Origin of the sequence: Parvimonas sp. D2 (assembly GCF_035282635.1) — a bacterium.
Classification (GTDB): domain Bacteria; phylum Bacillota; class Clostridia; order Tissierellales; family Peptoniphilaceae; genus Parvimonas.
This window is the reverse complement of the sequence record NZ_JAYKBO010000002.1, coordinates 120837-134402: the sequence shown is the minus strand read 5'-3', so window position 1 is coordinate 134402 and position 13566 is coordinate 120837. Positions and strand designations below refer to the sequence as shown.

Annotated in this window: 13 protein-coding genes; 1 reads left to right on the top strand and 12 read right to left on the bottom strand. The window is 27.0% G+C overall.

The window, feature by feature from the left end; genetic code table 11:
• Entirely contained in the window at positions 1-537 is a 537-nt protein-coding gene (locus tag VJI77_RS03230) for a flavin reductase family protein (RefSeq protein WP_323988245.1), read from the bottom strand.
• Positions 538-546: 9 nt separating this feature from the next.
• Positions 547-1377 carry a thymidylate synthase gene (gene thyA / locus VJI77_RS03225; RefSeq protein ID WP_009354911.1) on the bottom strand — a complete coding sequence of 277 codons (831 nt, stop codon included), beginning with the start codon at positions 1375-1377 and terminating at the stop codon, positions 547-549.
• Positions 1378-1588: 211 nt separating this feature from the next.
• Here thyA and VJI77_RS03220 point away from each other — a divergent pair, with 211 nt between their 5' ends.
• Positions 1589-1834, top strand: a complete 246-nt coding sequence (locus VJI77_RS03220) for a type B 50S ribosomal protein L31 (RefSeq protein ID WP_004832367.1) — start codon at positions 1589-1591, stop codon at positions 1832-1834.
• Positions 1835-2255: 421 nt separating this feature from the next.
• On the opposite strand, the gene VJI77_RS03215 is transcribed toward VJI77_RS03220, so the two are convergent.
• From VJI77_RS03215 to VJI77_RS03170, 10 genes are all read right to left on the bottom strand, one after another.
• Positions 2256-2486, bottom strand: a complete 231-nt coding sequence (locus VJI77_RS03215; RefSeq protein ID WP_323988243.1) for a hypothetical protein — start codon at positions 2484-2486, stop codon at positions 2256-2258.
• Positions 2467-4221, bottom strand: coding sequence for an ABC transporter ATP-binding protein (locus tag VJI77_RS03210; RefSeq protein WP_323988242.1), 1755 nt, complete (start codon positions 4219-4221; stop codon positions 2467-2469). The genes VJI77_RS03215 and VJI77_RS03210 overlap by 20 nt, the downstream gene beginning before the upstream one ends.
• A complete protein-coding gene (locus VJI77_RS03205; RefSeq protein ID WP_323988241.1) occupies positions 4211-5971 on the bottom strand; it encodes an ABC transporter ATP-binding protein in 1761 nt (586 codons plus the stop codon). The genes VJI77_RS03210 and VJI77_RS03205 overlap by 11 nt, the downstream gene beginning before the upstream one ends.
• 44 nt (positions 5972-6015) lie before the next feature.
• Positions 6016-7035, bottom strand: coding sequence for a LacI family DNA-binding transcriptional regulator (locus VJI77_RS03200; RefSeq protein ID WP_248110585.1), 1020 nt, complete (start codon positions 7033-7035; stop codon positions 6016-6018).
• Positions 7036-7262: 227 nt separating this feature from the next.
• A complete protein-coding gene (locus tag VJI77_RS03195) occupies positions 7263-8138 on the bottom strand; it encodes a hypothetical protein (RefSeq protein WP_323988240.1) in 876 nt (291 codons plus the stop codon).
• A gap of 9 nt (positions 8139-8147) precedes the next feature.
• A complete protein-coding gene (locus tag VJI77_RS03190) occupies positions 8148-9017 on the bottom strand; it encodes an ABC transporter ATP-binding protein (RefSeq protein ID WP_323988239.1) in 870 nt (289 codons plus the stop codon).
• Positions 9010-10272, bottom strand: a complete 1263-nt coding sequence (locus VJI77_RS03185) for an ABC transporter permease (RefSeq protein WP_323988238.1) — start codon at positions 10270-10272, stop codon at positions 9010-9012. Before VJI77_RS03185 ends, VJI77_RS03190 begins: the two co-directional genes overlap by 8 nt.
• Positions 10273-10314: 42 nt before the next feature.
• The gene (locus tag VJI77_RS03180; protein WP_323988237.1) at positions 10315-10632 is read right to left on the bottom strand and encodes a hypothetical protein; all 318 of its coding nucleotides are present in this window, start codon (positions 10630-10632) and stop codon (positions 10315-10317) included.
• 96 nt (positions 10633-10728) lie between these two features.
• Positions 10729-11991: an ABC transporter permease gene (locus VJI77_RS03175; RefSeq protein ID WP_323988236.1), complete on the bottom strand. Its 1263-nt coding sequence runs from the start codon at positions 11989-11991 to the stop codon at positions 10729-10731.
• A gap of 377 nt (positions 11992-12368) precedes the next feature.
• Positions 12369-13544: an iron-containing alcohol dehydrogenase gene (locus tag VJI77_RS03170; RefSeq protein WP_323988235.1), complete on the bottom strand. Its 1176-nt coding sequence runs from the start codon at positions 13542-13544 to the stop codon at positions 12369-12371.
• Positions 13545-13566 lie beyond the last annotated feature (22 nt).

The window sequence follows — 13566 nt, the reverse complement described above, 5'->3', positions numbered from 1 at the left end:
TTATTCTATTATATATGCACTTACAATTTCTCCATAATAAGCTGTATGATAATCCCTATTTGCTCCATAAAATTCTCCTGACACATTTTCAGGATAATTTTTTTCCTTTATTTCTTTTGGTATTGCATTTTCATCCTGTTTTTGTTTATAAATAACCTTACATTCCAAAGTTAAAGGCAATTCTTTAATAGCTGGAACATCTACAATTTCAGATTCAACTAAAGTTAAATTCAAATCTTTAATTTTATCGGTATCTCTTCCTGACTTTGTACCACAAACTCCAATTATATTTTTATCAAAATTATTTAAAAAAATATTTACAGTAAATTCTCCACTTTCATCAAGTAGTTTTTTTGTATAACGACTTTCTCTAACAAATGCTGTAAAAATCGGTCTATTCCACTCTATCCCCAAAGTTCCCCAAGAAATTGACATTGTATTTATCTTTTCTTTTGACTCTGTAGTAAGCAAGACACCTTTTTCAACTGCTAACATTATTTCTTTTGCATAATCAAAAACATTAATTTTTCTTTTCATAATTTTCTCCTAAATTGCAATTGGAATATCTTTTATTTGTTCTCCACATTTATAATTTTCTATTATAACATCATCTGATGTAAAATCGTAAAAGTTTTTAACATCTGGATTTAAAGTAACCTTTGGCGCAGGAAATTTTTCCCTAGTAATAAGTTCTTTTATAATCGGAACATGTCTATCATAGATATGAGCATCAGCTATTACATGAACAAGCTCTCCAACTTCCAAATTACATTCTCTAGCAAGCATATGAATCAAAATTGCATATTGACAAACATTCCAATTATTCGCTGCTAAAATATCTTGACTCCTTTGATTTAAAATAGCATTTAGCTTATTACCTGTAACATTAAAAGTCATACTATATGCACAAGGATATAAATTCATTTCTGATAAGTCTTCATGAACGTAAATATTTGTAATTATTCTTCTACTATAAGGATTGTTTTTCAAGTCATAAATAACTCTGTCAACCTGATCAAACATTCCTTCCTTATATTTATGTTTAACTCCAAGCTGATAACCGTAAGCCTTTCCGATACTTCCATTTTCATCAGCCCATTCATCCCAAACATGACTCTTTAAATCCTTAATATTATTGGACTTCTTTTGCCATATCCAAAGCATTTCGTCAGTACATAATTTTATGGCTGTTTTTCTAAGTGTCAATGCAGGAAATTCTTCGGCTAAATTGTATCTATTTACAACTCCGAATTTTTTTATCGTATATGCCTTTGTTCCATCTTCCCAAACAGGACGAACTTTTTCTCCCTTTGTATCTACTCCATTTTCAAGTATATCTTTACACATTGAAATAAATATATCATCTGCTCTACTCATAATTATCTCCTAAAATCATACTACAATAAGAATAACATTTTTAAAACAAAAACGCAAATTCATTAAAGTAGTTTTACAAAATATTTCTTGTATGATATTGTATATTTCAAAATATTTTTAATTTATATATTAAAAATACTTGATTTATATTTTACGATATGATATAATATGCGAAGTGATTAATTTATAATATTTAAGCGAGGTGAATACAATGAAAAAAGGAATACATCCAGAATACAATAAAGTAGTTTTTATGGATACAACAAGTGGATATAAATTCATCTGTGGTTCAACAAAAACTTCAAATGAAACAATAGAAATGGAAGATGGTAACACTTATCCATTAATTAAAATTGAAATCAGTTCTGATTCACATCCATTCTACACAGGTCGTCAAAGATTTGTTGAAAAAGGTGGTAGAATTGAAAAATTCAAGAAAAGATATAATATGGACTAGTAAAAAGCAGAGCAATCTGCTTTTTTTATTGCAAAAAACAGGGGCTTTAGGAGATTTCTCGACTATTGCTTGTTTACAAAAAATAGTATTTATGAAAGAAACTCTATAATAATTTTAGTATGTATCTTCGATACATTTACTTTTGCTAAAGCAAAAGTATGAGATTTCCGCAGTCGATTGTACCCAAATCAAGATTTGGACAATCTTTGCGTCAGACCTACTATTGATTATTTACAAGTAAATAATCTAAGTTAGGGCTAGATTCACTTCACTTATTTTGTCCTAAATGAAGTGTTCTGGATTTTTCTTTGATAAGTATTATAACGTAAAAAATTTCGTCTTTTCTATTTATAAAATACCATTTATGTTTTTTACTATATCTTCCCCAACAAAAAAGAGCTGTTTTCACAGCTCTCTTTAATTAACAACCACCTTTTAATTTTTTACTTCTTATATAAATCTTTGGAAATTTATCATGCTGATTAAAATAGCCCATAAATTCAAAAAATTGAAATGCTCTTTTTTGTTGATCAACAGTCATATTTGTTTTTTCTTTGATGAGTTTTTTTGCTTTTTTTGAATAAACAAAATATCCTTCCGCATTTATATCTTTAATAACTATATCATATAAATCATAATACTCTTGCTTCATTATTGTCCCCTTTTGCAGATTGAATTTCGTACCAAGTTTTATATTTACCATTTAGAGCGATAAGCTCATCATGTGTACCTGTTTCTAAAACTTTTCCATTTTCTATCATAACTATTGTATCACAATTTTTTACAGTGGACAATCTATGTGCAATAATCATCGTACTTCTACCTTGTTTTAGAACTTCAATTCCATAATTAATTATTTTTTCTGTTTCTGTATCGATGTTTGCAGTTGCCTCATCCAAGATTAAAACTTTTGGGTTTCTTACTATGGCTCTAGCAAAGCAAATGATTTGTTTTTCTCCAAGAGATAAGTCTGATCCGCTTATTGCCAACTCATAATCTAAATTGTTATTTCTTTTTTGTAAAAGATTTTTACCACCAACTTTTACTATTGCATCTAAAACTTCACTTTCTATTATACTTTCATCTTTAAGTGTTATATTATCTCTTATACTTCCTGTGAAAATATATGGGTCTTGAAGAACCACTGCCATTTGTTTTCTATAAGAAGCTTTGCTTAAATTTTTTATGTTTTGTCCGTCAAGTAAAATTTCTCCTTTTTGATTATCGTAAAATCCTAAAATCAAATTCATTATAGTTGACTTTCCGCTTCCAGTAGCTCCTACAAAAGCGATGGATTTCCCTTTGTCAAGTTTAAAATTAACATCTTTTAAAACCGGAACATTTTCTTTGTATTCAAAGCCGACATTTTTAAATTCGATATTTCCTTCAAGTTCAATTGCTCTATCTGTTGTTTTTTCTTCTTCTATTTCAAAAATTTTAATTATTCTATCGCAAGAAACGAGTGCTGTCTTATATCTATTTATTTGTGATAAAAAGTTCATAAAAAGTCTTAAAATTCTTTTATTATACTCAATTAAAACATATAAGATACCAACACTTAATCCCAATCCATTAATTTTTAGAATTGTAAAGACTAAGATTATCATGGCATTTGTAAAAATCATAGTAAAATCAATTAAATTCCATGAGAATAAAGCATTTAAAATAGTCCTCTTAATATAATTCTTTTCAACTTCTTTATTTTCTTTTTCAAAAGACTCAATCATCAAATCTTCATTTCCATATACTTGAATTACAGGTAATGATTTAATTGTTTCATTATAAATTGAGCTTGTTATCCCCTCATGCTTTCTTATTGTTTTAGTAACTGCTGTAAGTTTTTCCCCATAATATTTAGTTACAATATACATCAAAGGTAAGTAAAGCAAAACTATTAATAATAAATAAGGACTGATATAAAACATAACTGTTAACATCATTCCTAAATTTAGTACGAAAGCTAACAAATCATTTAAAAGTGTTTGATATAATTCTTTAATTGTATTAGTATCTGTTGTAAATCTTGAAACTAAATCTCCCGCATAAGAGCTATCAAAATATTGCATTTTGAAATTTTGCATATGTCTTATTAAACTAGATTGTATCTTATAAGCGATATTGCAAGATAATTTGTTAAAAGAAATTCTTACAATAAATAAAAACACTAAAATTAATATATTAAGTCCTAGATATAATAGTGCTTTTTGAACGACAAAAGAGTAAAAATTTTCCATATGCATTAAATCTGCATCTATAATTGATGAAATTACAGTTGGTAAATACACATCGAGAAAAACTCTAAATATAGTAAAGATTGATCCTGTAAAGAATAGAAATTTTTCTTCTAAAAGGTAGGAAGTTAAAAATTTTAATTTACTATTTTTCATCATCTTCCTCCTTATCTAAACTTTGATACTCAAACTGCTCCTTATACCAAGAATCTCTTGAAATAAGTTCTTCATGAGTACCTCTGTCGATTATTTCTCCATTGTCCATAACTAAAATTAAATCAGAATGTTCAACTGCAGAAATTCTATGAGAAATAATTATATTAGTCCTATCTCTCCTATTTTCTTTAAGAGAATTTACAATTTTACTTTCAGTATTCGCATCAATGGCGGAAAAAGAATCATCTAAAATCAGTATTTCAGGATCTCTATACAAAGCTCTAGCAAGAGAAATTCTTTGCTTTTGTCCTCCTGAAAGTCCAAGACCACGTTCTCCAACAACTGTATCTAGTCCTTTTTCTAAATTTTGTATATCTTTGTAAAAGTCTGCCTTTTTTATAACATTTATTATTTTTTCATCATTTTCTGCAATACTTCCAAATAAAATATTTTCTCTGACTGTTTTAGAAAGTAAAATATTCTCTTGACTTACATATCCAAATTTATTTCTTACAGATGTAATGTCATAATCTTCATATGGAATGTCATTTATAAAGATTTTATTCTTATCGAAATTATAAAATCTTAAAATCTGTTTAACTAATGTACTCTTTCCGCTTCCACTTTTTCCAACTATTCCAAGGGTTTCCCCTTTATTTAACTTAAAGCTAATGTCTTTAAGTGAAATTTCTTTATCTTCCGGATAACTAAAAGAAAAGTTTTTAAATTCCATAGTAGAAAAATCATCTAAAATCTTATCCCCATTTTCTATTTCTGTCTTATCATCTAGCAAAAGATTTATTCTATTTATAGAAACTAAAGCTCTTTTATAAGTATTTATACAATCTCCAAGTCCCCAAAAAGACCAAGCCAACATCTCAGCTAATCCAAAGAATGTTACAAGTTTCCCAACTGTAATACTACCATTTCTTACTAAAAACGCTCCATAGAATAGTCCAATAACCATAGAAATTGACCTTATAAAGGAGTTTGAAAGAAATGATAACATCCAAAGATTTACTTCCATAAAAGCTAAGTCAAAATAATATTTAATGATTTTAGAAATATTCTTTTGTCTTACTTCCTCATTTACATAACTTTTAATAAGTTTTATTCCTTCAATTATTTCCAAAATCTCTTGACTTGACTTTCCAAAAGTCAAATTCATTTCTTCATTAACTTTTCCTACTTTATTACTAATTTTATTTGTGATTATTGCAGTAAAAACAAATGGCAACATAACAGCAACTGTAAGCTCCCAAGAAATAAAAAACACCAAATAACTTGCACATATTAAAGGCATAACAATAGAATCACAAGCTAATAGAATTCCAAAAGTAAAATAGTCGTATATATACTTTGTTTCGTTATCTGCAAGTCCGATTACATCACCTGCAGTATTTTTTTGAAAAAAGTCAGGAGACTTTTTTAAGATTTTTCTAAAGATTATATCTTTGTAATACATTTTTAGCTTTGCACCTGATCCATAGGCTAAATATGAAAAAGTCATAAAGCCAAAGAAGTTTACTACTCCTAAAAAAACCATTAAACCCACATATTTATAAACTTTAACAGCTTCAAAATTTGGACTTTTAAACAAATCTACAATAGTTCCAGAAAGAGTAATTATATATATCAAAATAAAACTACTAAGAATATCAAAAATTAATCCAAATAAAAATCTAGTTTTTGCCTTTTTAAAGCCATCTCGAACAGCCCAATATATCCCCATTCTATCACCTTCTTTCATTTCAAAAAAAGCTCTTCAAAAAGAAGAGCATTTTTAAAATTTATTTACTTATTTTTCTTAGTGAATGTTGCAACCGAACCTCTTTCAATTATTCTTGAAGGCAAGATTGTAACATCTTTTAATTTTTCTTCGTTTCTAAGTTCCTTAATCAACTTTCTCATAGAGATTGCTCCCATATCATAATATGGTTCTTCTATCGTTGTAAGGGCAGGTCTATAAATTGATGCAATTATATCATCACCGAACCCTGCAACTGAAATGTCTTGTGGAACTTTAAGACCATTATCGTAACAATAACTAATAAAACCGATAGCTAAAGCATCTTCACTTGCAAAAACAACAGTTGAATTATTTTCTTTGATAAGTTTGAAAATTTCTTCTCCCATATCATATCCTGTTTGAACTGTTATATCTTTTGCATTTATAAGTGCTGATTTTACTTTTCTTTGTGCAACAGCTTCATTAAATCCTGCAAGTTTTTCTCTACCAATTCTACTTGTAACATCTTCGCTTATAAAAACTATACTTTCATGACCTTCATCTATAAGATAATTAGTCATTTTATTACAAGTTGATTTATAGTCTATACTTACAGTATGTTCATCTGTATATTCGTAAAATTTATCAAGTCTTACAAAAGGAATTTTTTTACTTTTCAACTTAAACAGAATTTCAGGATTAATTTTTTCACTAATCATAATTATTCCTTCAACCTGTTTAGTGCACATAAATTCGATAATCTTATGCTCTACTTCAATATCTCCATATGTACTAGAAAGCAAAATATCGTAATTGTACATTCTTCCAATTTCTTCAATTCCTCTAATAATTTGAGCCATATAAGAAATACCAATATCTTTAACAATTACCCCAATCATATTTGATTTTCTCATTACAAGACTTCTTGCCAATTCATTAGGCTTAAAATCCAATTTTTTTATTGCATCTAAAACTTTTCTTCTTGATTCTGGACTAACAGGTTTTGATTCATTCATAACTCTTGAAACAGTAGAAATTGAAACTCCTGCTAATTTAGCTACATCTTTTATAGTAGGTGCTGACATTTTATCACTCCTTTAAAAATAAATTTATAATTACAATTAAATCGTTTACAAACTCCAACATTATTATATCATAGATTTTAATAAAATAAAACACTTTAGAAAAATAAATTCACAAATTTTCCCTATAAAATACATAAAATTTATAAAACAATTTTATCAAAATCAAAAAATATTAAAGTAAAAAAATACTGTAAAATGATTTTCAAACTATTTCACAGTAAAAAAATTTATTTTTTTATTTTAATATATAAACTGTACAAAACAGTAGAAATAAGCAATGCAATAAAACATACTGCAATTTCTATTTCAATATAATTAAGTAAAGCCTTTTTTACAGGCAAAAATCCACCAGCCAACTCGTGAAAAACAGGGTAATCAAAAGCAATTTTCCACTTCCAAAAGTATGAAAAAACTAAACTTAATCCAAACTGACTTATTATTAATACAATATTAATAATAAAAGAAATAATAGCCTTCGAAACTATAAAACTCGTCTTTTTTATAGGAAGTGTAAATAAAAATCCCTTATGATAGTAAAAATCTAAATAAGTTGTTATAAAGAAATAAGATAGAGCCATCAAAAAAATTACAGATAGAATATACTTTATATTATTGTATTCAACTAAAACTCCATCCAACGGAGCTTCTTCATATTGATAAGTTCCGTTTACTTTAATTATTTCGGATAGCCTTTCTTTTTCATGTTGTGCATAACTTTTTGACATAGAAAAATTTATTTCATTTTCTTTGATTTCAATGATTTTTTCGTACATCAAAATTGCACTTTCCATATAAGCTCTATCGTCTCCGCTATGCTTTAGCTTTAAAGTCTTTTCTGATATTTCAAGAGATTTTTTTAACAAATCCATTTTATCTTTATCACCAGAATATATACTAGGAGACTTTCCGTCAGCAGGATATAAAATTTCTCCTATTTCTTTTTTTATCATGAGTAATTCATGCTTTTTATCGGCATCGACTTGCTGATAATTTAAATAATTTTTATAAAATAGAGAAGCTAATAAAACTAGTATAACTCCTAAAATTACTACAAATACTCTACTTCTTATAAATTTTTTACATTCTAATATCAAAGTATTCATAACATTCACCTACTCAGCAAACAGTCTTTGATACATCTGTTCAGACGCATTTATATGCTCTCTTATTTTAATTAATTTTATGCCTTTATCCTGTATTGCCTTAATTGCATCGTCAAAAGAATTCTTTTTAAACTGGCAAATTATCATATCTTTTTCAATTTCAACACTTACTACAAATGGAGATAAAATTTCTAAAGATTGCTCATTAGAAGTAGTATCAATAGCATAGATCAGAAATTCATCTTCCACAATCTTTTTTACAATTTTTTTATCCTTTATGAATAGAAGATTATCAGTTAATTGGCTAATTTCTCCTAAAAAATGTGTTGATAAAATTACAAGAGTTCCATTTTTCGAAATTTCCTTTAACATTACTCTAAGCTCAATTTGACTGCTTGGATCAAGTCCATTAAATGGTTCGTCAAGCAATAAAACTTCAGGATTATTAATAAGTGCAATAGCCAAAAGTAATCTCTGTTTCATTCCCAAAGAATATGTCTTTACAGGTCTTTTATAAAATTTTTCAATCTTAGTTAGACTCACAATTTCTTTTATTCTAGTCTTTGGTAATTTTTGTATATTTGCTACAAATTTCAAATGATCAAGTCCTGTTAAATTAGGAAATAATATACTTGCATCTTGCAAATACGACAATTTTTTAAAAATAGCATTATCCCTATTATCTATACCATTTACAGCAATCTGTCCTGATTGATAGCTAATCAAATTTGTAATACAATCTAAAAGAGTAGTTTTTCCCGTTCCGTTAGGTGCAACCAAAGCCCAAACCTCTGCATTTTCAAGTTCTAAAGACAAATCATTTAAAACTATATTTTCCCCGTATCTTTTAGTAAGATTTTTTATACTCAAACTAGGCATATTTACTCCTCCTTCTATCTTGAATAAAAGCTATACAAATCAATAAAATTGTTAAAATAAAAATTCCAATTATCAAAATTTTACAAGATTTATCAAAACTGTAAGTAATTGTTTTAAATAAAAAATTTATACTACCGTCTGCAATTTTTCCAACTCTCCAGTATGAAAACGGATTATACCATTTGTTAAACATCTGTAACGTTGCTATCAGTCCAAAGGATAAAATAACGGATTTTACACTTGATTTTACAAAAGTTGAAATTGTACTTGTAACAAGGAAAACAAATAATCCATAGAGCAAGAACAAAATCAAACTTTTTATTAAAACATCAGATATTGGAACAATCTTATATCCAAAACTCAGAAGTGAAAAATAATCACTTTTTACAATATAAGTTGTAATCGGATATTTAAAAGATGACGACCCGCTTATTAAAAATTCTATTCCAAAAAACATTGCAGGTATCAATAATCCAAGTATAATCGTTAAAATTTCACCTGTAAAAAGTCCCGACGATACAATCCTAAATTTACTTGCCCCCGATGTCTTTAAAAATCTAATAGTTTTATTTTGACTCTCCTCCAGCTTTGAAAATAAAATACCAAAAGTTACAACAATTATGAAAGTATATATTAATACTAAATTATTTGTAAAAAAGTCCCATAATCTATGTGAAGTTCCTACTAATGTTTTTTTGCTATAATAGTCAAGAAGTTTACTTTCTTCTAAAGTTCGAGGTTGATCAAACTCTGTTCTCTGTATATCCAAAGGATGAGCTGAATGAATGTTATTTTCCTTTAGATACTTCAATGTTTCGTATGTTATCTCTACTGTCAACTTATCTACAGTATAACTTATACCTTTTGAGCTAAATCCTTTTGAAATAAAATTTCCATCGGAGTCTAAAAAACTATTTAATTCATCTTCATATAATACTTGCCAATTTCCATCTTTAATATCTTGGATTGTTTTTTCATAATTCTGTATATTGGCAATATTTCTTTTTTTCATATTATTTAATTCTGTTTTTTCTTCATCAGAAACATTATCGCTTTCTAAATCTTTATCTACCTCTTTAATATCTTCTTTAAATATTTCTATAGCTCTTTCTCTGATAGAAATTTGCTCTTCTTTATTTTTATTATTTTCAATTATTGAAATAGAAGATATAAAAGTTCCAATAATTATAATTATAATAAGGAATAGAATATTTTTCTTTTGCTTTATAAAATATTTAAAAAACAAATTATACATAACTACCTCCTAGAAATAGGGAGAGTTTATTGAGCAGTATTTTTATCTATAAATATATCCAGAATATAAACCTAAATATCCATCACCTGTACTTTGATACTGTGTCAATGTCAACTTACCGCTATAAACGACTCCATCGTGTGTTTCTTCATGATAACGGTATTTTTTAGGCAATCCACCTGTATTGTAAAAAATTTTATCTTTGATATATATTCTTCTAGGAAGAACATCTGTTCTTAATTGATGAACAACTTCCTTGTTTTGTTTAATTTCTTCTGCTGTAATAGATACAGACATTACAGAAAAAATCGTTACCATTAAGCATAAAACCAAACAAAATTTTTTTAATATTTTTTTCATAATATTATCTCCTTTTTTAATTATGATTATTATGTGTTTTACCCAATAAACTCTCTAATGTACTTATATCATATTTTAATTAATATGTCAAATATATTATACATATTTTCGAGTTATTTTATCTTGAACAAATGCTATACAAATCAATAAAATTGTTAAAATACAAATTCCAATTGCTAAAATTTTACAAGATTTATCAAAACTGTAAGTAATAGTTTTAAATAAAAAATTTATACTACCATCAGCTATTTTTCCAACTCTCCAGTATGAAAACGGATTATACCATTGATTAAACATCTGCAAAGTCGCTATCAGTCCAAAGGATAAAATAACGGATTTTACACTTGATTTTACAAAAGTTGAAATTGCACTTGTGATAAGGAAAATAAATAATCCATAGAGCAAGAACAAAATCAAACTTTTTATTAAAACATCAGATATTGGAACAATCTTATATCCAAAACTCATAAGTGAAAAATAATCACTTTTTACAATATAAGTTGTAATCGGATATTTAAAAGATGATGACCCGCTTATTAAAAATTCTATTCCAAAAAATATTGCAGGTATCAACAGTCCAAGCAAAATAGTTAAAATTCCACCTATGAAAAGCCCCGACGATACAATCCTAAATTTACTTGCCCCCGATGTCTTTAAAAATCTAATTGTTTTATTTTGACTCTCCTCCAGTTTTGAAAATAAAATACCAAAAGTTACTACAATTATAAAAGTATAGATTAATACTAAATTATTTGTAAAAAAGTCCCATAATCTATGTGAAGTTCCAATTAATGTTTTTTTGCTATAATAGTCAAGAAGTTTACTTTCTTCTGAAGTTCGAGGTTGTTCAAACTCTGTTTTCTCTAAATATAATGGATGAGCTGAAGGAAGGTCATTTTCTGTTAAATACTTTAATATTTTATAAGTTATCTCTACTGTCAATTGATTTGCAGTATAATCTATTCCATTTGTACTAAACCCTTTTAAAGCAAAATTTCCATTGGAATCTAAAGAATGCTTTAATTCACTTTCATATAATGCTTGCCAATTTTCTGTTTTAATGTCTTGGATTGTTTTTTCATAATTATGTATATTGGCAATATTTCTTTTTTTCATATTATTTAATTCTGTTTTTTCTTCATCTGAAATATTATCATTTTCTAAATCTTTATCAACCTCTTTAATGTCCTGTTTAAATATCTCTATAGCTCTTTCTTTAGAATAAATTCGTTCTTCCTTATTTTTATTATTTTCAATTTTTGAAACAGAAGATATAACAGTTCCAATAATTATAATTATAATAAGAAATAAAATATTTTTCTTCTGTTTTATAAAATATTTAAAAAACAAATTACACATAACTACCTCCCAAAACAAAAATCACTAAAAGCTTATATATAAGATATATCTCGAAAAAAATAATTTATCTATTTAATTTTATCTCTTGGTAAATCGTTATCACAAGAATATCATAATTATTATTATTTGTCAAATATAATAACTAGTATTTTTCATCTTATATTGATATAAAATAAAATTATATTATATAGCAAGATAATTTAAGATTGTATAACTGTAATTTTAAAATATTGTACTTATTATTTATGGAGCTTTTTATTATGAAAAAATTTTTATTAAATTATTTTCATATCGAATATTCTATATTGTATAAAAAAACTCATCTAAACATGTTAGACGAGTTTTTGTTTAATTATTATTAAAAATTTTACTAAAGTTTACAAGCACATTCTATAAATATTTTCTATATCTTCAGGGGTTAATTCTCTAAAGCCTTTTATACTTTCTTTTCCCTTACAAGCCTTCTTAGCCATAATAGCAAAATTTTTATCATCAATATTTACATCTTTTAATGTACTTTGTAATTTTAAGTCATTAAATAAAAATTCTGAAAGTTTTTCAATGGCTTTTTCTGATATTTCTCTATCAGAAAGATTTTTATCTATGCCAAAAACATTAACTCCAAATTGAACATATTTGTATATATTTTCATCATTTAAGCAATATTGCATCCAACGTGGAGTTAATATTGCAAGTCCATGTCCATGAGTAATATCATAAAAAGCTGAAAGTTCATGTTCCATTGGGTGACAACTCCAAGCAGTTGATTTACTTCCATTTATAAAACCGTTTATTGCCCAGGAAGATGCCCACATTAAATTAGCACGAGCTTCATAGTTTGTAGGGTCTTTCATAGCTATCGGAGCATATTTTATAACTGTTTTCATAAGACCTTCCATAACACAATCAAGCATAAACAAATCATTTTCTGTTGTAAAATAAACTTCTAGTATATGACTTAAAATATCTGCTGAACCGCAAGCAGTTTGATACTCACTTACACTGTATGTATTTTTGGGGTCAAGAAATGAAACTTTTGGTAACATACACATTGAACCATTGCTTAATTTTTCATTTGTTTTAAGGTTTGAAATAACTCCATCATTATCCATTTCAGAACCGGTTGCTGAAAGTGTTAATATAGTTAAAAGAGGTAGTGCATCTTCTATTTCTGCTCTTTTTTCTAAATCAAGAAAATCCCATGGGTCAAAATCAACTTTCGCTCCGGCACAAATAAATTTTGAGGCATCAATCGTTGAGCCTCCACCAACAGCAAGAACCACATCAATATTTTCTTCCTTACATATTCTAGCACCCTCTCTAACAGATTCTATTCTAGGATTAGGTTCTATCCCTGAAAGTTCAAAAACTTCAAGTCCTGCATCTCTTATTTCTTTTATAACCTCATCGTAAAGTCCTATCTTTTTAATGGAACCTCCTCCATAAGTTAATAAAACTTTTTTTCCATATTTTGACAATTCTCTTCCAAGATTGGAAAGTTGTCCTTCTCCAAAATATACCTTAACAGGAATATTGTAAATAAATGGTTTCATAAAAATCCTCCTTTAAATTTAT